Source organism: Vibrio sp. Vb1574, assembly GCF_033338675.1.
Window position 1 is genome coordinate 45,486 of record NZ_JAWOTC010000020.1, and the last position, 25,000, is coordinate 70,485.

Here is a 25,000-nt window from a genome sequence, read left to right on the forward strand (position 1 = left end):
ACATCCCCCCATGAAAAGCTTTAGGTTTACTCTGATGTACAAAAAGAAAAATTGGTTCAAATAACGAATTTTTAACTCGAGGATAGGATAGTAAGCCCGAACCTTTCTATCCTCAACTAAACACCCATTTTGCACTGAGTAAATAGTTACTCACCATGCCTGCCAATATGCCTAAGATCAAAGCCAAATAGACCATCACCCCTTGCGTTCCTAGCGCGAGCGTTACGCCTTTGAACACAATAAAGTTAGGCAAAGCACTGATAAAGGCACTCGCCATAAATTTTTGCCATTGAGCGAAAGGGTTGGTTTTTTCTGCTTGAGAGAAAGTCAGCCAGCGATTGCCAAGCCACGTTGTGGTAGCTGCAAACAAAAATGCTATCCCACGAGCCAGCATCAGATCCAGACCAAACCTATGGAACAACACAGAAAAGATAAGGGTGTCGACCATAAAGCCGACACCACCTACTAGAGCAAACCTTGTTAACGAAGCAAACCTTTCCAGCGAAGTAAATTTTGGTAATTTGCGCATTCCGTTATCCAACCACACAGGTGTAGAGTGAGCGTTTCGATTTTGCTGTGAACTCGTTGGTACAACTCAACGCATTTTCATGAATCATGCTATCCACTTGCTGCGATTTACCAATCAGGCGGAATTTCTTCAGATTGTTTAAGTCATTCTTATCTTCAAGCTTTTTCGCCTGACCATGACTATAGAACTGGCCTGAGAACGGGCGCTTACCAATATAAAAGACCGGAGCGTTGTCATTAATTTGCGCGAAGATAATGCGGTCGCTGCGGCTATCCGCTTTGCCCATATTCAAAACCAACATCGCAATCATAAGCAGGGCTGGCAACACCGCTGCCGTTCCGGTCAACCATTTGAAATCGTGTTTATCCACCAGCATCGCAATCAAGATACCCAACGCAGGCACACCCGGTAGTACGTAAGCAGGCAAAATATTCCCAGCCATGGTGAACAAGAGCATTGGAGAAATCAGCCAACACATCAGGAAGCTAAATAGACCTTGATGATCGGTTTCAATGGCTTTGAGCACCTTACGACGTTTCCACGCCAAGATAGGCAATACAATTGACCAAGGCGCAGCCGACTGCAGCCAGAATACCCAGATCATCCCACGTGGTTGATCATGAGCAGAGCCATACAGGTCCCCTTCCCAACCGCTGACAACAAAACGCTTAAAGTGCTCGCCAACAATGAAGTAATCAATAAATCCAGGCGTCGCCATTTCAGCCATGATGTACCAAGGCAGAGCAATCGCTAACATGAACGCCAACCCCGATACAATTGGAAAACGCTGCCACAAGGCTTTGAAGGCACCAAAAAAACCATGCTGAATCACGAGCCAAGGAAATACTGCGATGCCCATGATCACGATCGCCACCGGACCTTTTGCTAACAGCCCGCAAGCCAAGCCAAAGAAACCGAGGTAACCCCACAATCGGCTGTGTTTGTCTTTGCCAAGCCAGCAATAGTAAAAACCAACCATCGCCATCGTCATTGCCAACGTCAGTGCCATGTCTGTCATCACCGCACCCGCCGCAATTGAAAAGATGCCACACGTCGCCAGTACCAACGCTGCGATGACAGCATTAAAGCCAGCGCGATGCGCCATGAAAGCAACAAAAACAATCGTCGCAACGCCCGCTAACCAATGAGGCGCGCGCACTGCAAATTCATTCAATCCAAACAGCTCAATGCCGTAAGCACTCATCCACGTGAACAGGGGTGGCTTCCCCCAAAAAGGCACGCCATAATCAAACTGTGGGGTAAGCCAATTGCCTGTTTCCACCATTAAGCGCGCCATTTCGCCGTAGCGGGCTTCTGTGGTGTCCATCAAAGGGTAAGCGGCAAGTGAAATAAGACGGAGTAAAAGAGCAAACGCCAACAACAACCACAGATGGGTTTTATTAATACTCATGATTACGCGGTTTCTCCCAGTTTAAACTTCATGGTTTGGATGGATTGATGTTTTGCAGGCTGCTCGTAAACAGACTGAACAAGATAAAGAGGACGTTGCTTGGTCTCGATAAAAATGCGGCCAATGTATTCGCCCAAAAGGCCAATCGACAGCAGTTGCACACCGCCCAATGCAAGTTGGACGACCATCATGGATGGGTAGCCAGTGACAGGCTCACCAAATACAACAGTTTTCATCACAATGAATGCGCCATAGATAAAGGTACTGAACGCCACTAACGCACCAGCAAGTGTCGCTAAGCGCAAGGGGCGAATGGAAAACGAGGTAATACCGTCCATTGCAAGGCCAATCAACTTGAGGTAGTTCCATTTAGTCTCACCACAGAAACGAGCGTCACGCTCAAACTGAACCGTCACTTGCTTGAAACCCGGCCAAGAGAAAATGCCTTTCATGTATCGGTTACGTTCTGGCAGCGCACTGATGTGTTTGACCACTTTTGCGCTCAGTAAACGGAAATCGCCCACGTTCTCAGGCACATCTAATTTCGCCATGCTATTGAGCACTTTGTAAAAGCAAGCGGCCGAGAAGCGCTTGAACCAAGTTTCACCGTGGCGTTCGCTGCGCTGCATGTTCACCACGTCATACCCTTCACGCCATTTTGATACCATTTGCGGGATCAACTCCGGCGGGTCTTGCAAGTCGGCATCAATCACGATCACCGCTTCACCTTGACAGTGTTCCAGACCCGCACTCATGGCGGACTCTTTGCCGAAGTTACGGCTTAGTGCAATACAACGAACGTCGCTAGAAGATTGAGAAAAGTTTTGCGCGATCATTAGGCTCTCGTCTTTGCTGCCGTCGTCCACATAAACGATTTCACAGCGTTCTGGCATTTCATCCAAAACGGCGGCTAAACGACGATGAAATTCAGGTAAGACTTCTTGCTCGTTAAAGAATGGCACCACAACAGACAAAACTGTTTTAGGCTCAGTGTGTTGGCTCACCTTTGAAAAGGTTGCAGCGTGAATGTTGAAGGTTGACATGCTACTCTTCCACTAAATCCGATGAATGAATCCAGTCTACAAACATCAACGTGAAAGAGATGTTATTGACATCTTTTTCACGTCCTTAGTGAATAATGTTCGGTTAAGACGAAGTCTTATTTTCGAACACCTGCCCACTTGGAGAGAAATACATGAAACGCGTACTTTTAGTCGAAGATAATCGAGAAATTGCAGGCATGCTGTTCGATTATTTTGAGTGTGCAGGTATGGAACTCGATTATGCAGACAACGGCGAACTCGGCCTGAAACTAGCGATGGAAAACACCTTCGACATCATCTTGCTCGATCTCATGCTGCCACGCATGGATGGCCTGACCATGTGTAATAAACTTCGCGACGCGGGCAACAACACACCGGTACTTATGCTGACGGCGCTCGATAGCCGTGACGATATGCTCAAAGGCTTCCAACACGGTGCGGATGACTATCTGACCAAACCTTTCGATCTGGATATTCTTGAAGCGCGCATGATGGCACTGATCCGCCGTTACCGTGGCACTGTCGCATCGAGCAAGTTGGAATACGGTGAAGTGTCTATCGACCAAAAAACGCGTAAAGCTTATCGCCAAGATAAACTGTTGGCGCTAAACCCTACCACTTACACCATTCTGGAAATGCTTGTGAAAAGCGCGCCAGACGTAGTGACACGCGAAGAAATTGCCTTCCAACTTTGGCAAGAGAACGAGCCGAACAACGACGTTCTGCGCAGCCACATTTACCAACTTCGCAACCAACTTGATAAGCCATTTGAACAACATGTGCTTATCACCGTGCCGAAAGTTGGCTTCCGCTTGGAGACAGGTGCATGATCAATCGCTTACTTGCTAGCACGCAAAGCACACAAAGTATGACAGGGCGACTCGCTCTGTTTTTCTCTTTTGTGTCGGTCGTGATTGGCATCTTCTGCTTTTTGTTGATTACCGGCTCCCTGCTTTGGTCTGAAGACCGCGTGGGCGAGCGTCGTATTATGGTCGACAAAAAAGAAGCAATTGAACATTTCCAGTCCCACCCAGAGCAAGGCAGTATTCAGCTTGACCTGCTCACCACTGCATACAACGACATCTCATTGGTTGCCGAGCGCTATCAAAAATACCTGATTGGTCAAAAGCACTTTCTTGATGAAGTAGAAGACGGTGAATACTCGCGCATGGTTTACATGAGCGCTTACACCTACAAAGGCGTTGAACATCCCGTTATTCTGGTTTCCTTGATTGATGAAATCGAGATCACCTCAGAGGAATTCATTCTCGTCGTCGCTATGGTGCTGTCCATTGTCGCCGTGCTGGTGTTCCTGTTTGGTAGCCTCCTGCTGCGCTTATCACAACGCTTGATTGAACCCGTCAATGCGCTTAAAACTCAACTCGACCATCATCAAGGCGATGCTACGCAAACTTTTAGCGTGCCAGAGGGATCAGCCAAAGAGTTCCAAACCCTCGCGGATGAGTTGAATGAGTATCGCCACAAAATCAACCAAGTCATCAAGCGCGAGCAAGCCTTTGCACGATACGCAAGCCATGAACTGCGTACACCGTTAACCGTAATGAAAGGCTCAAGCAGCCTACTGGCGAGAAGTGCGAACACGGATTTCCAGACTCGCCAAGTGAACCGAATTCAAGATGCAACGCAGCAGATGTCGACCATGGTAGATGCCCTACTCGGCTTAGTGCGTTACGAGCGTAATGCAGATGATTCACCAGTGCGCAGTATCACCGAAGAAGAACTCAACCAAATCATCTTCCAAAGCCAAGCTCAGGCGGATGAGAAAGCACTCAGCTTTGATGTACAGATCGACGGCAACCCTAGAACGCGCGCGACCAATGCCGTGTTGACCATTATTCTTGGCAACCTGATTCGCAACGGCATCGCTGCGACACCTTCGGGATCAATTCATATCAATATGGATGAAAACACCATCTCGGTGCGCGATGAAGGTGAAGGCTTTTCGACCATTCCACATTCTGATGGGCACGGATTAGGTTTGATGATTGTGGACGATTTGTGCCAACGCTATGGCTGGCAATTTAAGATTGGTACACATCCAGAAGGTGGTTGTGAGGCAGTAATTGATCTTGCGTCAGAGCATCAGGAATAACCGAAATGGATGTACTGAAACCCAGACTTTTTATCTGGGTTTAATGGCGTTACACTACGCGCCCTTTTTAACGGCAAGGTCGCGTGGTTGGACACGTCAGCAGTCACATGAAACTCTCTGAAAGCCCGATAACTCAACACAACTTCAACGGTCATACGTTTTTTCTTAAGCGTGATGACATGCTGCATTCTCACTTTTCTGGGAACAAAGCACGTAAGTTTATGACGTTAATGGAAGAGCAAAATTCCGACATCACCACGTTAATAAGCTTTGGCTCCGCTCAATCTAATGCCATGTACTCGCTAGCGGCTCTCGCCCAGATTAAAGGTTGGGCATTTGAGTTTTATGTTCATCACATTCCATCTTGGCTAAAAAGCTCCCCCATCGGAAACTATCGCGGCGCTCTCGATTTGGGTATGAAAATCACCGCCATGCAAGACATCGGTAGCGAACTCCACCCTATTGAATACGTCCACCAGGTACGAAGATTAGATGAGTCGACATTGCTTATTCCAGAGGGTGGACGTTCCCACCTCGCTGAAGCTGGCATCAAACAGTTAGCACGAGAAATTCTTGATTGGACGCGATTGAGAGGTAAAGAACAGTTTACCGTCGCCCTGCCATCAGGCACTGGCACGACCGCTTTATATCTTCATAAACATTTAAGCCCACACGGCATAGAAGTGCTCACTTGCCCTTGCGTAGGCGATGCAGATTACTTAACTGAGCAGTTCAACCAGCTCGGTGAAAACAGCCACCCAACCATTTTAAGCGTGCGCAACAAACACCATTTTGGCCGCTTGTACGAAGAAGATTACATCACATGGAAAGCACTCTTTGAGCAAACCGACCTCGAATTTGACCTGTTATACGACCCGTATATGTGGCAATGCCTCACCCCTTGGTTGGAAGAGAACACAGATAAAACGGTGATTTATATTCACCAAGGCGGGTTACTTGGCAACGAGTCGATGTTGCCAAGATATCAACGAGAATTTGAATAGCGTGTTCAAATAAAGTTGTTGCTGATTACAGTGATTCCACTATTTGATGAGCGCCAGAATTTCTTTGAATTCAGGTGCTCGGCAATCTTCGACCATTTCATACAAACACATTTCTAACCCAGTGAGCACCACACCGTTAGCGGTTAACTTCGCAAGAGCGAGCGCTTTATTGGCAGCGGTTCGGGAAGAGACACAATCCGTGACTAATTCAACGCGATAACCGGACTGACGCAGAGAAACCGCGGTTTGATAGACGCAAATGTGGGATTCAATACCGCAAACCAACCAGGTATCAACTTTCGCGTTCTCCACCGCGACCTTAAACGTCGCCTCTTTGCAACCATCAAACGTGTACTTGGTAATAGGTAAATGCGTGCTTTCAAGCACTTCACGAATCGGCTCCGCGGTTGGGCCCAATTTTTCTGGATTCTGTTCTAGCCACAGAATAGGCAAATCTAGTGCTTTGGCGCCCTTTACCAGTTTCGTGATATTTTCAATCAGAGCGTCGCTTTCATGCATTAATGTAGCGAGTTTGCCCTGAACATCCACCACAATCAGGCCCGTGTTTCCTTTCGATAACATTTCCATCTCCTATTTTGTGCGACCACAAACCATACTCAACAAGTTGAGCAACAGTTAATGTATCAGAATCCTTTCATGCTAGAGCACTAAAACCTAGAAAGATGACCTTCGCTCACACATTTGCTCTTTGTTAAGAGTGGTTTGAACTGACTATTTAAATTTCTCTCGAATTAGCTCAATCAAGGCTTTGACTTTATTGGGCAGAAATAAGGCCGAGGGATAAATCAGAGTAAGATGCTGCTTCGGATGCGCGAATTGAGGCAGCACCTCGACCAACAAACCATCTCGCAATGCAGGCTTGGAATGAATTTGTGGAATAAACGCGATGCCGTTTCCTGCTATCGCCATCGAGCGCAGCAAGTTGAGATCGTCCGATCGCAACGCGACATGCAGATCTGAATCGAGCAAATCGGCATTGTAACGATTAGTTAAAAGGCGATGCTGCTTAAGATCTTCCACCGTTTTTACTGGCGGATGCGATTCTAGATAGGCTTTTGACGCAACAAAGTGACTACGATAAGGCAAAAGACTGAACTGCACATAGCTGTCATCGGTGACTTTGACCACGCTCGGAAGAAGCTGTAAATCAAACGATTGACGCTTGAGATCGACACTCTCTTGATGGTTTTCAATCTCGACCGAAATCTCCGGATACCGCGTTGTGTACTCGGTGATGATCGCGTTAAACGCGGCAGAGCTCATCAATGCGGAAGGAATGGCTAAACGCACCTTGCCCGTCAGCTCTTGTTGATATTCGTGCATGGCATTTAAACCTTGCTGAATATGGTCAATAGGCTGCCCCACCAACTCAAACAAGCGTTTCCCGTGCTCCGTCAACTCAATGCTGCGTGTTGTGCGAATCAAAAGCTGCACCCCGAGCGATTTCTCTAATTCTTGCAGACGACGACTCACTTTTGAGCGTTGTAGTTGATTCGCCTCTGCCGCTGCACTTATACCGCCGTGAACCACCGTCTGAGTGAATAGGTAAATATCATCAAAATTAACGTTCATTGTCCTATTTTTAGGTCATTTATGTTCGTATTATCATTCTACTGAATTGTGAGTGACTTCTCTATAATCCGCTATCCAATATGTTTAACGGAACTTGTAATGACGGCTGACCAAAAATTCAAACACTGGATGCGAACTTTGATTGTCCTGTTCATCGTACTATTTTTGTACATTATCATTGCTGACCGCCACGCCCCCTTAACGACCGAAGGACGAGTGCAAGGATACGTTGTCCAAGTCGCACCCGAGGTATCTGGTAAAGTGACCGACGTTCTCATCGAGAATAACCAGTCCGTTCAAAAAGGCGATGTGTTGTTTACGATTGATGATCGTAAATACAAGATAGCGCTTGAACAGGCGGAGCTGTCTCTGCAATCCGCCTATGAAAAAGAAGCAACACTGTATTCTCAACGCGAAGCCGCTCTTGCCAATATTGCCCGCGCACGAGCGACATTTGATAATGCACACCGCGAGTACAACCGCTTACTGACACTATCGAAGCAGAAAGTCATCTCTCAATCGACACTCGATAATGCCTTTGCCCAAAATCAGGTATCACGTGCAGCGCTTAAAGCGGAACGACAAAACTTAAAAGTCATTGAGGCGCAATTAGGCGATCAAAAAGGTCAAAGCACCGCCGTTCGAATTGCCAAAAACGGCATCGAAAAGGCGCAACTTGATTTGGCAAATACCGCGGTACTCGCTCCCAGTGATGGTGTCGTGACCAACCTGCAACTAGAAGTTGGCACGATGGCAAACACCAACATGCCATTGCTGACGTTTGTACCAACAGGATCACTCTGGGTAGCCGCTGATTTTCGTGAAAAGTCCGTCGCGAACGTAGACAAGACTTTCCACGCCTTGGTCACATTTGATGCCAACCCAGGTTCGGTGTACGACTTTGATTTAGCTAGCCGCGATTACGGTGTAGCAGCCGCACAACAAACGCCTAATGGCGCACTGACCAAAGTGGAAGTGAACAACCGCTGGGTACGTGATGCGCAGCGTACACGAGTGAACCTAACCAGCAGCGAAGAGTTACCACCAGCACTGTTTGTCGGCTCTCGCGCTACCATTGTTTTGTACCCAGACAACAGCATTTTCTGGCAGTTGATGGCGCAAGCACAGATTCACCTCGCAAGCTGGTTCCACTTCATTTACTAGGCGGCGACAATGAAAACCTTACGAATTTGGTTCGGCTGCTCTTTAGGGCTCGCGCTAAGCATGATCTTCGGTTGGTCTTACGGATTTTTTGCCATCATGATGCCGCTGTTTATATTGGGCAGAATGGACAACTTTAATATTTCGGCTTTATTGATCGTGTTTTTCTCTGCGGTGTGGACAACCATACAAGCCACATTTTTGCTGGAATACTTGCAGTTTCATCCAACATTAATGACCGTTGCCGTCGGAATTATGATGCTGTTCAAGTGCATTGCAATGATGAACCAGAAAACCTATTTGTTTGGTTACATGGGGCTGTTGGTGGGTTCAATTGTGTTGAATTTTGCCAGCTATAACTTCATGGATATTGAAGAGTTCAACGTCAACATGTGGGTGATGGCGTTCAGCAATATTTTTGTTTGCGCATTCGCGTATTGGTTGTTCCCGGAGCCAAAATCCCCCGCCGAGCACCTTGAGATGTCGACCCCAGTAAAAAGCGATATTGACTACATCAGCCAAGTTGCTATGGGTTGGGTAGTGGCGATGGCTGCGTTTATCGTATTCCAAGTAGCGGACTTATATGACTCGCTATCCGCACAAGCTTCCATTTTGATCATCCTAACCCCAATGACTTTAGCGGGCTCGCTCGCCATGGCAAAAATTCGCATCATCGGCACCGCACTAGGCTGCATCGCAGGGATGGCTGTTCAGCTGATATTGGGCAGTTGGTATGGGCATGGGCTACTCTTTTGGCTCGCCTTTACCATTGCAATGGGGCCATTCTGCTTGTGGCTCACCAAGGGGCAAATTAAAGCGGCTATCGCGTTTTCTGCCATGTCTGCCCTATCGGTTCCGCTGACGACCTCGTTGGTGCCAGAACAAAAAGACGCGTTCTTTTCGATCTTGTACCGTTTCAGCTCGATTTTCGTTGCGGTTCTGCTCACCGCGATGGTGATGTGGGTGGTGCATCACTGGATTCGTGTGATGTTGCTAAAGCATCCTGAGATTAAGAACGTAGAGTTGAATTAAATCTGGCCGAGGCTGGAAACGGGAAATGTATGCCGCTCACTTTACTGTGAGCGGCATTTTTATTTAAAACGGTCGCCCTGAACATCGAGGAACGAGCGTGGTTCAGAATCTACTCACCGAGTGCTGTGAAGTTCTAAGGTTATCGCCATTTCCTAGCGAGCTGTAACCCGATTCCTAGTCTCGTTTAAACTCGCTAGAATGACCCTCTCTTGGAGCTGCTCCAATACCTAGGGTTGTGGCGAGCGATGTATCTTCCAACACCCGTCATCCTGAACAGCGAGGGACGAGGTGATTCAGGAGCTACCCACCGAGTGCTTTGAGGTTCGTAGACTATCGCTATTTCCCAGCGAGTTGTAATCAGATTCCTAGTCTCGTCTAGACTCGCTGGAATGACGCTATCTTGAAACTGCTCTAATACCTAGGGTTGTGGCGAGCAATATATCTTCCAACATCCGTCACCCTGAACATCGAGGAACGAGCGTGATTCAGGATCTACCCACCGAGTACTTTGAAGTGCGAAAGTTATCGCCATTTCCTAGCGAGCAGTAACCCGATTCCTATTCTCATTTAAACTCGCTGGAACGATCCTATCTTGGAGCAGATCCAATGCCTGGGGTTGTGGCGAGCAATGCATTTTCCAACATCCGTCATCCTGAACAGCGAGGGACGAGCGTGATTCAGGAGCTACCCACCGAGTGCTTTGAGGTTCGTAGACTATCGCTATTTCCCAGCGAGTTGTTAGTAGATTCCTAGTCTCGTCTAGACTCGCTGGAATGACCAAAATTTGAATACAAGCCAAATAGTTGGGTATGTGAGTAACGTATCTCTTAACATCCGTCATCCTGAACAGCGAGGGACGAGCGTGGTTCAGGATCTACTCACCGACTGCTTTGAAGTGCGAAAGTTATCGTCATTTCCTAGCGAGCAGTAACCCGATTCCTAGTCTCACTTAAACTAGCTGGAATGACGTTATCTTGAAACTGCTCTAATAACTAGGGTTGTGGCGAGCAATATATCTTCCAACATCCGTCATCCTGAACAGCGAGGGACGAAGTGATTCAGAATCTACTAATCACGTGCTTTGAAGTGCGAAAGTTCTCGTCATTTACCAGCGAGCTGTTATCAGATCCCTAGCCTCGTTTAAACTCGCTAGAATGATCCTATCTTGGAGCTGCACCAATACCTAGGGTTGTGGCGAGCAATGTATCTTCCAACATCCGTCATCCTGAACAGCGAGGGACGAGGTGATTCAGGATCTACCCACCGAGTGCTTTGAAGTGCGAGAGTTATCGCTATTTCCTAGCGAGCTGTAATCAGACTCCTAGCCTCGTTTAAACTCGCTGGAATGATCCTATCTTGGAGCTGCCCCAATACCTAGGGTTGTGGCGAGCAATGTATCTTCCAACATCCGTCATCCTGAACAACGAGGGACGAGCGTGATTCAGGATCTACCCACCGAGTGCTTTGAAGTGCGAAAGTTATCGTCATTTCCTAGCGAGCAGTAACCCGATTCCTAGTCTCGTTTTAACTCGCCGGAAAGACCCTATCTTGAAGCTGCTCCAATACCTAGGGTTGTGGCGAGCAATATATCTTCCAACATCCGTCATCCTGAACAGCGAGGGACGAGCGTGATTCAGGATCTACCCACCAAGAGCTTTGAAGTGCGAAAGTTATCGCTATTTCCTAGCGAGCTGTAATCCGATTCCTATTTTCATTTAAACTCGCTAGATTGACCCTAATTTTAGTTCATGGTGCGGAGCCTAAGTATTAATATCAACCCACCAACTCTTTACGAATGATCTCCGCACCCGCACTTAACGCATTGAGCTTAGCGGTCGATACTTCACGAGACAAAGGTGCCATACCGCAGTTGGTACATGGGTAAAGCTTGTCGGCATCAACGTACTTCAACGCCTCTCGCAATGTGTTCGCTACTTCTTCTGGCGTTTCAATTTCGTTAGTAGCGACGTCAATCGCACCAACCATCACCTTCTTACCGCGAATCAACTCAAGCAACTCAATAGGCACTCGCGAGTTATGACACTCAAGCGAGATAATATCGATATTTGACTGCTGCAATTTAGGGAATACTTCTTCGTATTGTCGCCATTCAGTGCCTAGCGTTTGCTTCCAATCTGTGTTCGCTTTGATGCCGTAGCCATAGCAGATATGCACCGCAGTTTCACATTTCAGCCCTTCAATCGCACGCTCTAAACATGCAATGCCCCACTCGTTCACATCATCGAAGAACACATTGAACGCAGGTTCATCGAATTGAATAATGTCGACACCCGCCGCTTCAAGCTCTTTCGCTTCTTGGTTGAGGATCTTCGCAAATTCCCAAGCCAGCTTTTCACGGCTACCGTAATGATCATCATAAAGCGTATCGATCATCGTCATAGGGCCTGGCAGTGCCCACTTGATAGGTTGCTTAGTTTGCTGACGCAAGAACTTTGCATCTTCAACAAACACGGGCTTTGTGCGGCTTACTGGGCCAACCACCGTCGGAACACTTGCTTCATAGCGGTTGCGAATGGTCACCGTTTTACGGTTTTCAAAATCTACGCCGCTTAAATGCTCAATAAAGGTCGTCACAAAATGTTGCCGAGTTTGCTCTCCATCACTGACGATATCAACGCCTGCCAGCTCTTGTTCTTGCAAAGCGACACGTAGCGCATCGCGTTTGCCATCAATCAGTTCTTCACCTTGCAGTTTCCACGGCGACCAAAGTTTTTCTGGTTCCGCTAGCCAAGAAGGTTTCGGTAAGCTCCCAGCCGTTGAAGTCGGTAATAGTGTTTTCATCGTCATTCCTTTCTAGATTCTCGTTATCGATTACGCGTAGCTTGCAGACCATTGTTCAAGCACAGATTGATAAGGTTTGATGAAATGCTCCTCGGCAAATTTCCCTTGTTCAACTGCCAGTTGGCTGCGCTCTTCTCGGTCGTAAACGATTTGAGTTAGCGAGTGGTCTAGGTTTTTTAGGTTTGGCTGGTAGCAATTACCGGCAACCGCGTTGGCATTGTAAATCTCAGGTCGGTAAATCTTCTGGAATGTCTCCATCGTGCTAATCGTACTGATAAGCTCTAGGTTTGAATAATCGTTCAACAAGTCACCGAAGAAGTAGAATGCCAATGGTGCAACACTGTTTGGCGGCATAAAGTAGCGCACCTGTAAGCCCATCTTTTTGAAGTACTGCTCCGTCAACGAAGATTCGTTCGGCTGATATTCAAAGCCCAAAACAGGATGTTGGTTTTCAGTACGTCGGTATACTTTGTTGTCCGATACGCTCAGACAAATCACTGGCAGCTTTTTGAAATGCTGTTTGTAAGACTCAGAATTAACGAAAGCTTTGAACAGTTTGCCATGCAAATCACCGAAGTTCGCTGGGATGCTGAACTGTGGCTGGTTTTTGTTGTGGTCCAACAGCAAAACGCTAAAGTCGTAATCACGCACGTATGAAGAGAAGTTGTTGCCCACAATGCCTTCGATACGCTCGTTAGTGTTGTGGTCAACAATGTTAGTTTTGAGCACTTCAATCGATGGGAAGGCTTCTCCACTACCTTGGATATCCATATCAACGGAGATGATTTCAAGTTCAACGGAGTAGCGGTCACCTTGCGCGTTATCCCAATATGCCAACGCATTAAAACGATTATCGATCATTCGGAGCGCATTGCGCAGATTCTCTCGGCGGTAGTTTCCGCGAGCCAGATTAGCAAAGTTGGTAGTGATTCGCGTGTTGTCTGATGGTTGGTAATTCTCATCAAAGCGAATGCTTTTGATAGCAAATGTGAAATCGTTATTCATCGTGAGTTGGTATCCTATTTCCTTAGATAAAGCAGACTTTTCCTAACTCTGTGCATGGGGACATTTTTTGTTTTTTGGTTTTCCCAATCGTTAGGTTGCGCAGCGTTCACGACGAACAGTTCGTACTAAAAACGGTGGTCGCAGTGCCTAACACCAGAGCAGTCCGTTTTTTATACTTGCTTCACGAGTTGAGTAATATTGGTATTGTTTCACATTGAACATGAAGGAAATTCATAGTGGCAGTTCCAACCCTGAGAGAGCTATCGTAGATACTGTTTTTCATTGACACCAATACACGTAACTTGGCGAGCATATTGCCAATATGTGTAATTAAGAAACGGATAAGGGATTAGCAGTACGTAAACCAGTTTTAAGCCGAGAAAACGCATTGTATAAACAAGACGCCAACTGGAATATAGGACAGCGTAACTTAAATAGTACTTTTCACACTCCATCGTTTATTCAAGCATTCGTTTAATTAGAAGTACGTTACATTTATATTCTCGGAAACATGATTATTTAATTATCTTATTTATTTCTTTTTCTATCTTTACCATCTTAAACGTAAAGTTTAACTCCCTGCTGTAAAAGCACATATAACTTCATACACGAACATGGCAACTTCATTGACGGACTTTATCACTCAACTATTACATTAAGCTCTAAAAAACAACAACAAAAAACATAAGCCACTGTTTTAATTTGAATTAAAACCATAAACCCGAGATGACCACATAACGATACTTTACTTAGTTTGGTATAACAAAAACCCTAAAAATAACATGACTAACATTTATAAAATTCACTTTTATCAATAAAAAAGCTCAATATAACATTAGAAAATTAAAATTAAGCAATAACTTAAAAAGGCAAAACTTAATAACCAAATTCTTATTTATTATAGTTGAGAGGTGAATTTAAAAACTATGAGACATTAATCCCACGAATCTATCCTTTTTCTTTTTTTAATAAAAAACAAGATGCACTATTTCACCGCTCATTTATTGAGCTTGAATTTATAACCTGTCCATAATTATAAAGTGCCCATCAAGATAGTTTAAAACAAAAGTCTTTATGGGCTGACTAATAGGAAACAATAATGGAAAAACAGCATCTTTCCGCGAGTATTATCGCACTCGCTTTACTTGGTTCTTTAGCACCAGCACATGCTGAAGATACATTAAAATCTTACACTTCGACGTTGCTTCAGCTTGATGATGGTGATGCACGCTCGAAAAAAATCCGCTTAATTTATTCTTTAGAAAATGTCTGGAACCAATCTTTACTACCAAATGGCGCTAAAGAAGCTAAGTTGATCCTAAATGGCGGCTCTGGCTTCGACATGACTAATGTTCCAAACAAAGAACAAATCTATGGTTTTGCCACTGGGGGAGATTACCGTTACACCGTTCCAACGGCTTTTAAGCTGGCACTGAGCTATTTAAATGGCGCCCCTTTACGCCACATGAGCCATGCTCCAGAAAACACCATTGCAACGGCATCTGTCAGTGAGTCGCTAGATTTTAACCTTGGATTCAGTGCTTCTACTTCTCCAAATATTAGTGGGGGAATCTCCTGGAGCAACCGTGTAACGTACGACCAGCCAGAGTTTCAAACGGTTGCCGATTTTAACCAAGCTAACGAAAGCATTAATTGGTTAATTGAAAACAAGACTATCCGCCATAATACGCCAGCTAAAGACTGGTTATTGTATCGTTGGACCAGTTGTGACATGGGTAATTTGATTGATTACAATGAGTTACCTGTCGTTATGCGTTCAGACTTTAAACCACAAGTCGGCGTCGTATATAGAAAAAATGACATTCAAGATGGCCTAGATACATCAGAGGTCAAGCTGGTTGCTGGTTGGCGAAAAACCAATTACTACTTTGGTCGCGACTGGTGTAGCTGGTATACCACTCCAGAAAATACCTGGAAGAAAAATCGCGATAGCAGTCAATGGACAGAGACTAGCCGAGCCGTAACTATCTCTTGGAATGACGATCTCTACCACTAACTTATTAGCCTGCGGCCACGGAATAAATAAGTGGCCGCTATATTTACTAATGAAATAAACGGTAAGACATGACACATGACAAGTAACAAAAAACTCTTGACTGGATCGGCGCTAGCACTTGGTGCAGTACTCGCCATATTTCTAATTAATTCAAATAACAAGAATGCCCAGACCGAACCTGTTGCAAGCCTTGATGAGCAAATCAAGACAGAAGACGCTGCGACAATAAGTGTAACGCCTCCTGAGAGCAATGCTGCTCAAAAGGTTGTTACCGCTCCAACACCACTAAGTCGCAATGATGATACTTCCGACGTCATTCCAACTACACCTTGGATATCTGCCCCATTAAATGAACTGAGCAATGAACTGTACGATTTTATTGAAGCTGAACAGGTAAGTTACATCAGTACGACCGACTATCCATTCGACGAGCAAAAGCAAAAACAATTGCGAACATTAGCTAGGCAAGGGGTTCCTATCTTGTTTGACAATACGGAGTCATCCTATTTGGATAGCTACGGTGTCAGCGAAACCAAAGTCGTATCAGAGTATTTTGGTACGGCGTCTGAAGGTGATGTCATCATCGCTACCGGAGTACAGAATGCAGATGGCAGCATTCATTATCTAGTTTTGCCTTTGAAGAGCAAAGATCTCAACGATAACAGTAAATTGATTGAGGACACTAAGCTCGCAATCACTCTACTTAAAGAACAAAAGCATGACTTGATAAAAGAGAGACAAAACGAACATCGCGAATAAAAAGTAAAGGGAGATAGCCTCTGTATCGCTATTTCCCTTAAAACTCAGTTCTCAATTAAGAAAAGCTCATTTCTCCCTACTTACCGGCGCTCTATCCGAAATCACCTTGCCATCTTTGATGGTGATGATGCGTTTGGTGCGTTCTGCGAGGGCGTTATCGTGCGTCACGATGATCAATGTTCTGCCTTCGGCGTGGAGTTGGTTGAACAGAGCTTCGATCTCAGCACCAGATTTTGAATCGAGCGCGCCGGTTGGCTCGTCAGCTAGGATGATTTGCGGATCGTTGACCAAGGCTCTTGCAATCGCAACTCTCTGCTTTTGACCACCAGAAAGCTGGTTTGGTTTATGGTCTAAACGATCCCCTAGCCCGACTTGCTCTAGCAATTTAGCTGCGCGCTGGCGACGTTCTTTGGCTTTGATGCCAGAGTAAACCAACGGCAGTGCCACGTTATCAAGCGCCGTCGCGTATTCCAATAAGTTAAAGCTTTGGAAGACAAACCCGATCTTTTGGTTACGAATGCCAGCCAACTCATTCGCACTTAAACTTGCTACGTTTTGGCCGCCAAGTTGGTACTCGCCATCGGTGGGCTTATCTAAACAGCCGAGCATGTTCATTAGCGTTGATTTACCCGAGCCAGACGGGCCAAGAATCGAAAGAAACTCACCTTGATTGATGGTTAAGTCTACGCCGTCGAGCGCACGTACTTCCGCCTCTCCGCTTGAGTAGTATTTGCAGATGTTGGTTAGCTCAACAAGCGGCTGGTTCGACATGTTCTCTCCAGAGTTATTGTTGTTATTCACTTTGTAGCGCCTCCAACGGGCTGACTTTTGCGGCTCGGTTTGCAGGTAACCATGCAGATGCCACACCAATTATCACTAAGGTGAGGATGACAATCGCGACAACGACCCACGACAACTCAGGGACAGGTTTACCCAGTTGTTCATAAAAGGCATTGCCCTCTAAAGGAATGGAACTGATGGCAGACACCAGCGCGTACGTCACGCCTAAGCCAAGCGCGCCCCCCATCATCATTGTCAATAAAGACTGCACTAAATAGTGCATGCGAATGGCCGTTGGGGTTGCACCGACCGCCATGCGCACACCGATATCACGCGTAGTTCGCTTTACGGTGGCATACATCACATTGGCGATGCCAACGCCAGCAACAGCTAACGTCACGAAGCCGATAATGCCAAGAAAACTCTGCAAACCTATCAGAAACTGCTGCATACTCTTTTGTTTAAGGAACATATCATCGACTTGGACGACCTGTTCATCACTGACACTTGCCCCGTGCTTACGGGCAATCACTTGCCTGATCGTCTTTGCTAAGGCTTCTCGGTCTACATCGGCTTGTGGTTGCACATTGATGCCACCAATTTCACCGTTGACATGAAATCGCTTCCACGTCGCTAACGGCACAAAGCTGGAATAGTTGATAAGATCCCCCAGTTCTATTTGGGCGCTGTTTTTCTCCAATACGCCCACAACGGTGAACTGCTCATTGCCGATTTTTACCTTTTGCCCCACAGGGTTGACTTGCAATGTGACTGTCGCAAACCAACTAAAGTCCTCATTCGGGTTGAATAAGTCGGCTGCCAGTTCATAACCCAGTACAACGACTTTGCGCGTCTCTTTTTGATCGAGTGGATTTAACCATCGTCCCCCCGCCATCGGCACCAAATTGGTCATGGATTGAAACTCGCTCGTGACTGCTAACGGCTCTTGCCATGAGCTTCTGTCACCAACGGTGATGCGCTCTTTCCACTTCGCAGTTGGCGCAACGCTTTTTACATCGGGTAATGCTCGAACGATCTCTGAATCGTCCATTTTTAACGTCAGAAACTTACCTTGGTGAAAAGCACCGTGGTCGACGGTGGCCATCCCTCCGGTCAAATAAATCAAGTTGCCGTTACCATTTTGTGCGGTTTTCAATACCCCCTGACGAATGCCCTCACCTACCGCCAACATAGCAGCGATACAGAGGGTCGCCCACGCTATAGCCAGAATGGTCAAACCCAATCTCAGCTTTTCTGCGGCCATTTCTTGGAAAATTTGTCTCATCGGTAACAACATGACTAGGCCCTCGCACTCAAAGCAATGACTGGCGTGAGACGCGATGCTCGCCTTGCTGGGAAATACGATGCCATCAATGCCAAGATAAGCGTCACAAGTAAAGACCAAGCAATAGAATCTGGCGTGATCACAGGTAAACCAATCCATTCCGGTAATGCCATGCTGCTTAGGACAGACACCACGGCATACGAAAACATCAGACCTAATGCCGTGCCCACAGCTACCAAAATAAGCCCTTCAAGAATAAACTGACTGAGTATGGATTTTTGAGTCGCCCCGATCGCCAAACGCACACCGATTTCACGCGTGCGCTCCGTAACAGATAAAAACATGATGTTGGCAACACCAAGCGCACCGACCGCCATGGTCATCGCGCCACTCGCTCCGAGAAAAATCTGAATGCCACGCAAAATTCCACTGATGACCGCCGCACCTTCACTAAAATCGGGTAATTCGACCGCATCTTTATCACTTGGGTCAAAATGAAGCTGCTTGGCGAAAAAGTTCACGATATTTTGTCGAAACGACGGTGCATCCATCCCGTCTCTCGGCTTCATCAATACCATCCAAGGTTTCGCATCCCACAAATCGCGGTACGTTGTTTGAGGAATGAAAACCGTGCGGCTATCGCCGAATGAAATGCCAGTGTCCTCACCGACGGTTATCCCAATCACCAAAAACGGAATGCCGTTGACTTTGAGCCTATCCCCGATTTGGATTCCGCCCATTTGCGCAATTTGATCGCCTAACACTGCCACGCGAGTGTGGTTGTCCATATCACTTGGTGACAGGTTTCTCGAACCGGATTGCAGCTTGCGTTGCATTAAAGGAAAGTAAGACGTATCAATACCGCTGACCGTACTCGATAAATTCTGTCCTTTGAGATTGGTGATATTCGCATCCCATTTGGCGTAAACGCTCGACGCCTGTTGCACAAAGCCTGACTGTTTGATCATGTCGACTTTTTCTTGTGGAATATCAATTTGTCGCCTTGAAGGTAACCCTTGCCACGGTTTACTGGTACTCGACGGAAACACCACTTGCACATTGTTGATCATAAATGAAAACGACTGAGTCTGATGGCGATAAAAGCCTTCGCCAAGTGCGATTAACACCACCACAGAGATCACGCCCCAAGCAATCGCGATAATGGCTAGAACGCTCTTCATGCGGTGCGCCATCAACGTTTGCCAAGTTTGTTGCAATAGGCTGCTCATGAATGAAAAGCCCGAGAGATCAACGCCATGGTATCGTCATCGAGTTTCCCTGCGGTTTGCAGTAAGCCGATTCTCTTACGCCAGTAGCTGTACAAGTTGGTTTGCAGACTGTTTTTCGCCTCAAACAAGCTGTTGTGTGCGCTGATAACTTCCGACACTTCAAGCAGGCCAGCGTCGTAAAGTTTCTCTTTGCTTTGCAACACTCTGGCGCGCGACTCAACCAGCTCGTTCGCTATCAAAACTTGATTCCAGTTGATATCGACCTGCGTAAACTGCTGAATAACTCGTTTCTGAATATCAATTTCCACTCTATGCATATCTTGCTTGGCGCTTAAAATGTTCAACGATGCTTCGTCCACTTTCGCTCGCACTGCACCATTGAGGTCAATCGGCAAACTCAAACTAATCCCAGCGTTAAACTCGCCGTTTGAACGACTATCACCATCGCTGTAGCCCACACTGCCTTTGACGGTTGGGTAGTATCCACCTTTAGCTGAATCTTTCGCGAACTCGCTCGCTTTCACCATCTGCGCCGCCACCAACAGCTCTGGACTACTGTCTTTCGCCAGCTTTAGCCATTGCTCCTGAGAGTCCACCAGCATCGGTGGCTGAATCAAAGAATCCGTTCGAATTTGGTCGACACTCTCCGGCATTTGATTGATTAACGCCGCAAGCTCTGCTTTTTTCACTTCGAGATCGGCTTTTGCATTGAGGATACTTGCTTGCTCAGAAACTTGATTCGCTCGCATCTCTTCAACATCAACCGACTTCACTTTGCCTGCTCGATAGCGTTTCTCAATGATGTTGAGAAGTTCTTTCCCCTCCTCCAGCTTGGACTGCGCCAATTTGAGGTCGCCCTGTGCGCTTGCCACATCTAGGTAAGCGGTGAGCAACTTTTGCGCAAGCTCGTTATGCGCTTGAGATAACTCTAACTGTACTTTGAGATAATTGGCATTCGCTTGATCCAGTTCCGACCACAAACTACTATCCCAAATAGTTTGAGTTAAGGTAGCGCCGTAACTGTTCGAATGGCTTGAGGACTCATTCCAATCCGCTGACGCACTGGCACTTAAACCCGGCAATAACGCACTGCGGCTGCTCTGTACGCCAACCTCGCCAAGCTGGACGCCGATTTTCGCTTTTTCGTAATTTGGATCGTTCTGCTTTGCTTGTTGCCAAGCTTGTTCAATAGAAATTGCGTAGGTCGGCAAACTGAGCGTGGCAGCCAACAATGCAAAGGCGATTGTTGATCGTTGCAGCTTAACCATGCGCCGCTCCCATCATACTGTTGTCGATAACCTCTTCATCAAGCTCCACGCCGTCAAGCACTTCGACATTGATGCCATCTGACAGACCGAGTTTCACAGGTTGTTTATGAAACCCTTGTTCTGAGCTATCGGGGATCAGAACATTCGGTGCGTCACCATCAAATTGCAGAGCGCGCTCCGGTAGCGTGAGCACGTTTTCAGAAGTCTTCAGAATGATTTGAGCCGTCGATGAAAAACCAGAACGAAGCAACACATCTTGTGGGATCTTGAGTTCTCCCACTTCAACCTCAAAACCGTTATCAAAACTTTTAGCCGAAGCGTTGCCTTCTGGTGAGTTAAGGTTCTCAGATTGAATCGCTACTTTGGTTAGCACACCAGAAATCGCCACATCAGGATAAGGCGCAACCGTCAACATAACGGGCATTCCCGGAGACAACTGCGCAGCATCATGCTCACTGACGCTACCTTTAAAAATCAGACTGTTCATGTCGGCCAATGACATCATTTCAGTCGCGGCTTGGCTTGATTGAGTCGAGATGATCGGCTCTCCGACCTCAACTTTCTGGTTGAGTACCGTGCCATCAATTGGCGCGTAGATCGTCGACGTTAAACGCGCATCACCGATAGACGCCTCACCACTGCGGATGAGTTCGAGATTCTGGCGCTTTTGCAATACGTCCGCTTGCGCAGATTTGACTGCCGAGCGCGCACTTACGTATTCGTCGTAGTTACTTGGAATAATGTCCTGCTTGACCAAGCTTTCTAAGTTGGACAGTTTTTGTTTGGCGGATTCCAGATCGGCTTCACTACGCATGAGTTCTGCCGATGCATCCGTTAATGCTTGGGGGGTTGGGTTTGGACGCACTTTGATCAGCGGCTGGCCTTGCTTCACCTTTTCACCAACTTTCGCGTAAATTTCACCGACGATACCGTCGATTTGTGACTTGATAGACACGGAGTGTGCAGGGACAATTTTACCAACAGCCACCGCTTGTTTTTCAATCGTGCCTTTTTCCACAATCAATGTAGGCAGCAATTCTGGTTGAGCGGCAGATTGGAGATAGAAATACGTACCACCGCCGAGCAGCGCAATGCTCACAGCGGAGACAAGCCAACGTTTCGTCATTATTTATTCCAACAATTATTGGGTAGTCTAATGACTACTCCTAAAACACAAAGTTGAAGGAATAATATCCTGCTTTAATAGCGGTTTGGTTGTCACAGTTGGTATGGTTTTGTCAGTCACCTCTGACAATCAAAGACTAAAAAAATCTCGAGGAATCATTCAGCGAAGACGCTGTCTACGATGGCGACTAACAAGCTCTGTAACCGCTCGTTTCAACCGCCCCCCCCTTTTCATTCTGAACAACGTGCAAAATGGCGCAGTTCTGTATCCTCCAATCGCATATCCATACAGTCTTGCGCCTCACGACCTAAAGCAGGAAAAACCGCATGCGCTTTTAAAATGCCTCGGCTGATAAAGCCACATTTCTCCAACACACGAATACTTGCGTGGTTGCCAATATGCGGGGCAGTGCGAATGCGCGTTATACCTAAGCTTTGCAAGTAAACAACGCCAAGTTTGCAGGCTTGGGTTGCATAGCCTTTTCCCTGATAGCGAGCAGAAATACCAAAATGGATTTCACTGCTGTCTTGCTCAGGTATCAGCACCAGACAGCCTATAGGAGTTTGAGAAGTAAGTTCTTCAATGGTGAAGACTAATAGATTGGGAGACTTTTGATCATATTGAGCACGCCATCTTTCGATAGCTTCAAGGGTTTGATTAACATTTTGGTGGGCTTGGCGATTGAGGAAGCGGCATGCTTGCTCATCGCCTAAATAGTTTTCAAACAGAGGAGCAGCGTCTGTTGTTTTGAGGTGTCTGATTGCCACTTGTTGAGATTCAACTCTCATCATGGTTTAGCTCTGATAAACATTCGGTTTCCAGATTTGCATGAAGTTTTCTACTGGAGCAATAGGAGTGAACCCAAACTGTTCGTACAACCCATGAGCATCGCGGGTTGCAAGCATCATACGGCGTAAGCCTTGTAGTTCTGGATGAGCAACAATTTCTGAGATCAACCACTTACTGATGCCTTTACCACGGTGTGCCTCCACAACAAACACATCGGCAAGATACGCAAACGTGGTGCGATCGGTAATTAACCGAGCAAAAGCGACGAGTTGATTTCTGTCATCCAAAACCGCGAAACAGAACGAATGGCGCAATGACTTCTCAAGGCGTTCTCTTGGAATGCCCTTTCCCCAATAACTGTTTGAAATGAACTCGTAGATAACGCCTAAATCCATGTCATCTAACAATGTAGTAATTCGAAACCCTTGCATTGTATCCCTCAACATTGGTTTATATTTTCTCAGCCACACAGACAAGCGAGTTGGCATTCGCCTCAAATACTTGCGCTGACCAAGATTGGTACTTCTCTATAATTCTGAATCCCGCTTGTTCAAGGAAAACCTCTATGTATTCCAGCGGACGATATTTTAAATCAATGCTGGAATGCTCAATCGTTCCACTTTCAAAATGGCGCTCTTTGTTCAAATACATGATGGACGTTTGCAAGTCATACTCGGCCTTCATACCGAAATAATTCACTTCACCATAAGTTGGAGAAACATAGGTTTGCCACAGCGCCATCTCATGATCCAATTCTAGATTTTCTGGCGTTGGTAACCGCGTATCGAAAACAAATCGCCCACCTTTTTCGAGGTGTCTTGATATTGAGCTCAGTGCGCCTGCCAGCATGTCGTCACTTAAAAAGGCTTGGAATGCATTCCCTGTCATTATGGCTAGGTCAAACTTCTTACCTAACGAAAACTGGGTTGCGTCGAGATGAAGAAAACGTAAGTTACTCCTACTTTTGGCTTTGTCCTTTGCGTGTTTGAGCATCCCTTCAGAAATATCAATGCCAATGGCTTCGTTGAGTTGCTCAGAGACTGGAATCGTGACAATGCCGGAACCACAACAGACATCCAGTACACTTCGAGCATTGGTTTCTTCGATTAACCTTGTGATGAAAGCAATGTCGTAATGGTAATGCTGCTCGTATTGGGCATCGTATTCAATGCCCGACCCGAACTCGGTTAAATCTTGTGTTTTCAAAAACAGTCCTTGTTTGTTACTTATTTCAGCGGTGTGACTTTTTCAGCTCTAGCATCAAGTATCGACACACATAACCAACACCAGATACGTAACCAATCACACTTTCTAAGGAAACCACTTCCAACCCCGCCTGCTGACAGAGTTGTTCAACTTCACTTTCGGTATATGCCTTATGCACGACCGATCCACTATAAGTATTTCGAGGCAAATCTTGTCCATCCGGATCGTGGTATTGAAAGCTGATAAAACATCGTCCATTCGCAGTTAGCTTATGCGAAATACACTCCAGAAGTTGTTGAGGCTCTGCTAGAAACTCAGTAAAACCAAGTGCGGTGATAAGGTCGAAGGTATGTTCAAACAAAGGGGAAAATGGCTCATCGAGATTATGAACCGCGACGCTTTGATAGAGGTTAGTTTGGCGCGCTTTATCAACCATTTTGGACGAGATGTCTAAGCCATGGATGGCGAGTTCTGGATAGTGACTTTTTACGACATGGCCGATACTGCCAGTCGCACAGGCTAGGTCGAGAACCGAGCCTTGCTCGATGGGAAAGGTTTTTAACTTCTCAGAAATCCAACGTGGACCGACGTAGTGACTGTCATCCACCAACTTTTGATAGCGATCCGACACATCATCATACATTTTTGCTACGTTCATCGTTTCCTCCTTGATAACCAGAACGATGCTCGAATGTAGCACGCAATAAGCATCTAGACACTTATTGGTTAACTAGTTCTTTATGGTATGTGACAGACTGGTTGTTTAGGACAGTAAATTACCACCTTCTAAAGAAGGTGGCTTTGTGTGAGCCCCCTAAAAGGGGGCCTTTGTTTAGTCCAGCGCCAAT

Annotated in this window: 23 protein-coding genes; 7 read left to right on the forward strand and 16 right to left on the reverse strand. The window is 46.4% G+C overall.

What is annotated here, in order from left to right:
* Nucleotides 1-112: 112 nt before the first annotated feature.
* From R7O12_RS13920 to R7O12_RS13930, 3 genes are read right to left on the reverse strand one after another with little or no spacing between them, the layout of a single operon-like run.
* Nucleotides 113-529, reverse strand: a complete 417-nt coding sequence (locus R7O12_RS13920; protein ID WP_064368610.1) for a GtrA family protein — start codon at nucleotides 527-529, stop codon at nucleotides 113-115.
* A 4-nt stretch (nucleotides 530-533) separates the two neighbouring features.
* Nucleotides 534-1,940 carry an ArnT family glycosyltransferase gene (locus R7O12_RS13925; RefSeq protein ID WP_064368611.1) on the reverse strand — a complete coding sequence of 469 codons (1,407 nt, stop codon included), beginning with the start codon at nucleotides 1,938-1,940 and terminating at the stop codon, nucleotides 534-536.
* Between the two features lie 2 nt (nucleotides 1,941-1,942).
* Entirely contained in the window at nucleotides 1,943-2,983 is a 1,041-nt protein-coding gene (locus tag R7O12_RS13930; protein WP_081048904.1) for a glycosyltransferase family 2 protein, read from the reverse strand.
* A gap of 152 nt (nucleotides 2,984-3,135) precedes the next feature.
* Here R7O12_RS13930 and R7O12_RS13935 point away from each other — a divergent pair, with 152 nt between their 5' ends.
* From R7O12_RS13935 to R7O12_RS13945, 3 genes are all read left to right on the forward strand, one after another.
* On the forward strand, nucleotides 3,136-3,813 hold the full coding sequence (locus tag R7O12_RS13935) for a response regulator transcription factor (protein WP_005389368.1): 678 nt from the start codon (nucleotides 3,136-3,138) through the stop codon (nucleotides 3,811-3,813).
* Nucleotides 3,810-5,096, forward strand: a complete 1,287-nt coding sequence (locus R7O12_RS13940) for a sensor histidine kinase (protein ID WP_064368612.1) — start codon at nucleotides 3,810-3,812, stop codon at nucleotides 5,094-5,096. Before R7O12_RS13935 ends, R7O12_RS13940 begins: the two co-directional genes overlap by 4 nt.
* A 107-nt stretch (nucleotides 5,097-5,203) precedes the next feature.
* Nucleotides 5,204-6,100, forward strand: coding sequence for a 1-aminocyclopropane-1-carboxylate deaminase/D-cysteine desulfhydrase (locus tag R7O12_RS13945; RefSeq protein WP_318126017.1), 897 nt, complete (start codon nucleotides 5,204-5,206; stop codon nucleotides 6,098-6,100).
* A gap of 39 nt (nucleotides 6,101-6,139) precedes the next feature.
* Here the strand turns inward: R7O12_RS13945 and R7O12_RS13950 are convergent, their stop codons facing one another.
* Nucleotides 6,140-6,682 (reverse strand): hydrolase, encoded by a 543-nt coding sequence (locus R7O12_RS13950; protein ID WP_054701260.1) that lies wholly within the window; start codon nucleotides 6,680-6,682, stop codon nucleotides 6,140-6,142.
* A gap of 150 nt (nucleotides 6,683-6,832) precedes the next feature.
* Complete coding sequence (locus R7O12_RS13955; protein ID WP_017634710.1) at nucleotides 6,833-7,693, reverse strand: LysR family transcriptional regulator; 861 nt, start codon at nucleotides 7,691-7,693, stop codon at nucleotides 6,833-6,835.
* A gap of 99 nt (nucleotides 7,694-7,792) precedes the next feature.
* Here R7O12_RS13955 and R7O12_RS13960 point away from each other — a divergent pair, with 99 nt between their 5' ends.
* Both R7O12_RS13960 and R7O12_RS13965 read left to right on the forward strand, forming a co-directional pair.
* Complete coding sequence (locus R7O12_RS13960) at nucleotides 7,793-8,857, forward strand: HlyD family secretion protein (RefSeq protein WP_025625303.1); 1,065 nt, start codon at nucleotides 7,793-7,795, stop codon at nucleotides 8,855-8,857.
* A 9-nt stretch (nucleotides 8,858-8,866) separates the two neighbouring features.
* Nucleotides 8,867-9,886, forward strand: a complete 1,020-nt coding sequence (locus R7O12_RS13965; protein WP_171344318.1) for a DUF2955 domain-containing protein — start codon at nucleotides 8,867-8,869, stop codon at nucleotides 9,884-9,886.
* A gap of 1,773 nt (nucleotides 9,887-11,659) precedes the next feature.
* Here R7O12_RS13965 and R7O12_RS13970 read toward each other — a convergent pair.
* Both R7O12_RS13970 and R7O12_RS13975 read right to left on the reverse strand, forming a co-directional pair.
* Nucleotides 11,660-12,688, reverse strand: coding sequence for a methionine synthase (locus R7O12_RS13970; protein ID WP_031780992.1), 1,029 nt, complete (start codon nucleotides 12,686-12,688; stop codon nucleotides 11,660-11,662).
* Between the two features lie 30 nt (nucleotides 12,689-12,718).
* Complete coding sequence (locus tag R7O12_RS13975; protein ID WP_025767248.1) at nucleotides 12,719-13,693, reverse strand: DUF1852 domain-containing protein; 975 nt, start codon at nucleotides 13,691-13,693, stop codon at nucleotides 12,719-12,721.
* Nucleotides 13,694-14,792: 1,099 nt separating this feature from the next.
* Between R7O12_RS13975 and R7O12_RS13980 the strand changes: the two genes are divergently transcribed.
* Both R7O12_RS13980 and R7O12_RS13985 read left to right on the forward strand, forming a co-directional pair.
* Nucleotides 14,793-15,710, forward strand: a complete 918-nt coding sequence (locus R7O12_RS13980) for a leukocidin family pore-forming toxin (protein WP_005376731.1) — start codon at nucleotides 14,793-14,795, stop codon at nucleotides 15,708-15,710.
* A gap of 75 nt (nucleotides 15,711-15,785) precedes the next feature.
* Nucleotides 15,786-16,469, forward strand: a complete 684-nt coding sequence (locus R7O12_RS13985; RefSeq protein ID WP_318104738.1) for a topoisomerase I — start codon at nucleotides 15,786-15,788, stop codon at nucleotides 16,467-16,469.
* A gap of 66 nt (nucleotides 16,470-16,535) precedes the next feature.
* Here the strand turns inward: R7O12_RS13985 and R7O12_RS13990 are convergent, their stop codons facing one another.
* The 9 genes from R7O12_RS13990 to R7O12_RS14030 all read right to left on the reverse strand — a co-directional run bounded on the left by R7O12_RS13990 (nucleotide 16,536) and on the right by R7O12_RS14030 (nucleotide 24,810).
* Complete coding sequence (locus tag R7O12_RS13990; protein ID WP_318104741.1) at nucleotides 16,536-17,240, reverse strand: ABC transporter ATP-binding protein; 705 nt, start codon at nucleotides 17,238-17,240, stop codon at nucleotides 16,536-16,538.
* Between the two features lie 22 nt (nucleotides 17,241-17,262).
* The gene (locus R7O12_RS13995; protein WP_318104744.1) at nucleotides 17,263-18,546 is read right to left on the reverse strand and encodes an ABC transporter permease; all 1,284 of its coding nucleotides are present in this window, start codon (nucleotides 18,544-18,546) and stop codon (nucleotides 17,263-17,265) included.
* 2 nt (nucleotides 18,547-18,548) lie between these two features.
* A complete protein-coding gene (locus R7O12_RS14000) occupies nucleotides 18,549-19,763 on the reverse strand; it encodes an ABC transporter permease (RefSeq protein ID WP_021822522.1) in 1,215 nt (404 codons plus the stop codon).
* On the reverse strand, nucleotides 19,760-21,031 hold the full coding sequence (locus R7O12_RS14005; RefSeq protein WP_318104746.1) for a TolC family protein: 1,272 nt from the start codon (nucleotides 21,029-21,031) through the stop codon (nucleotides 19,760-19,762). The genes R7O12_RS14000 and R7O12_RS14005 overlap by 4 nt, the downstream gene beginning before the upstream one ends.
* Nucleotides 21,024-22,157, reverse strand: a complete 1,134-nt coding sequence (locus R7O12_RS14010) for an efflux RND transporter periplasmic adaptor subunit (RefSeq protein ID WP_005385784.1) — start codon at nucleotides 22,155-22,157, stop codon at nucleotides 21,024-21,026. The genes R7O12_RS14005 and R7O12_RS14010 overlap by 8 nt, the downstream gene beginning before the upstream one ends.
* 230 nt (nucleotides 22,158-22,387) lie before the next feature.
* The gene (locus R7O12_RS14015) at nucleotides 22,388-22,948 is read right to left on the reverse strand and encodes a GNAT family N-acetyltransferase (protein ID WP_025591516.1); all 561 of its coding nucleotides are present in this window, start codon (nucleotides 22,946-22,948) and stop codon (nucleotides 22,388-22,390) included.
* A 3-nt stretch (nucleotides 22,949-22,951) separates the two neighbouring features.
* Entirely contained in the window at nucleotides 22,952-23,377 is a 426-nt protein-coding gene (locus R7O12_RS14020) for a GNAT family N-acetyltransferase (protein WP_029834000.1), read from the reverse strand.
* 19 nt (nucleotides 23,378-23,396) lie between these two features.
* Nucleotides 23,397-24,152, reverse strand: coding sequence for a class I SAM-dependent methyltransferase (locus R7O12_RS14025; protein WP_318104751.1), 756 nt, complete (start codon nucleotides 24,150-24,152; stop codon nucleotides 23,397-23,399).
* A 25-nt stretch (nucleotides 24,153-24,177) separates the two neighbouring features.
* Complete coding sequence (locus tag R7O12_RS14030; RefSeq protein WP_318104753.1) at nucleotides 24,178-24,810, reverse strand: class I SAM-dependent DNA methyltransferase; 633 nt, start codon at nucleotides 24,808-24,810, stop codon at nucleotides 24,178-24,180.
* Nucleotides 24,811-25,000 lie beyond the last annotated feature (190 nt).

Bases quoted from the DNA above. Each gene is read 5' to 3' on its own strand.
- R7O12_RS13980 (WP_005376731.1), top strand. From the start codon at position 14,793: ATGGAAAAACAGCATCTTTCCGCGAGTATTATCGCACTCGCTTTACTT.
- R7O12_RS13955 (WP_017634710.1), bottom strand. From the start codon at position 7,693: ATGAACGTTAATTTTGATGATATTTACCTATTCACTCAGACGGTGGTT.
- R7O12_RS13995 (WP_318104744.1), bottom strand. From the start codon at position 18,546: ATGTTGTTACCGATGAGACAAATTTTCCAAGAAATGGCCGCAGAAAAG.
- R7O12_RS13960 (WP_025625303.1), top strand. From the start codon at position 7,793: ATGACGGCTGACCAAAAATTCAAACACTGGATGCGAACTTTGATTGTC.
- R7O12_RS13990 (WP_318104741.1), bottom strand. From the start codon at position 17,240: ATGTCGAACCAGCCGCTTGTTGAGCTAACCAACATCTGCAAATACTAC.
- R7O12_RS13935 (WP_005389368.1), top strand. From the start codon at position 3,136: ATGAAACGCGTACTTTTAGTCGAAGATAATCGAGAAATTGCAGGCATG.
- R7O12_RS14005 (WP_318104746.1), bottom strand. From the start codon at position 21,031: ATGGTTAAGCTGCAACGATCAACAATCGCCTTTGCATTGTTGGCTGCC.
- R7O12_RS13920 (WP_064368610.1), bottom strand. From the start codon at position 529: ATGCGCAAATTACCAAAATTTACTTCGCTGGAAAGGTTTGCTTCGTTA.
- R7O12_RS14010 (WP_005385784.1), bottom strand. From the start codon at position 22,157: ATGACGAAACGTTGGCTTGTCTCCGCTGTGAGCATTGCGCTGCTCGGC.
- R7O12_RS13945 (WP_318126017.1), top strand. From the start codon at position 5,204: ATGAAACTCTCTGAAAGCCCGATAACTCAACACAACTTCAACGGTCAT.
- R7O12_RS14020 (WP_029834000.1), bottom strand. From the start codon at position 23,377: ATGCAAGGGTTTCGAATTACTACATTGTTAGATGACATGGATTTAGGC.
- R7O12_RS13965 (WP_171344318.1), top strand. From the start codon at position 8,867: ATGAAAACCTTACGAATTTGGTTCGGCTGCTCTTTAGGGCTCGCGCTA.
- R7O12_RS13930 (WP_081048904.1), bottom strand. From the start codon at position 2,983: ATGTCAACCTTCAACATTCACGCTGCAACCTTTTCAAAGGTGAGCCAA.
- R7O12_RS13985 (WP_318104738.1), top strand. From the start codon at position 15,786: ATGACAAGTAACAAAAAACTCTTGACTGGATCGGCGCTAGCACTTGGT.
- R7O12_RS14000 (WP_021822522.1), bottom strand. From the start codon at position 19,763: ATGAGCAGCCTATTGCAACAAACTTGGCAAACGTTGATGGCGCACCGC.
- R7O12_RS13950 (WP_054701260.1), bottom strand. From the start codon at position 6,682: ATGTTATCGAAAGGAAACACGGGCCTGATTGTGGTGGATGTTCAGGGC.
- R7O12_RS13975 (WP_025767248.1), bottom strand. From the start codon at position 13,693: ATGAATAACGATTTCACATTTGCTATCAAAAGCATTCGCTTTGATGAG.
- R7O12_RS13940 (WP_064368612.1), top strand. From the start codon at position 3,810: ATGATCAATCGCTTACTTGCTAGCACGCAAAGCACACAAAGTATGACA.
- R7O12_RS13970 (WP_031780992.1), bottom strand. From the start codon at position 12,688: ATGAAAACACTATTACCGACTTCAACGGCTGGGAGCTTACCGAAACCT.
- R7O12_RS14030 (WP_318104753.1), bottom strand. From the start codon at position 24,810: ATGAACGTAGCAAAAATGTATGATGATGTGTCGGATCGCTATCAAAAG.
- R7O12_RS13925 (WP_064368611.1), bottom strand. From the start codon at position 1,940: ATGAGTATTAATAAAACCCATCTGTGGTTGTTGTTGGCGTTTGCTCTT.
- R7O12_RS14015 (WP_025591516.1), bottom strand. From the start codon at position 22,948: ATGATGAGAGTTGAATCTCAACAAGTGGCAATCAGACACCTCAAAACA.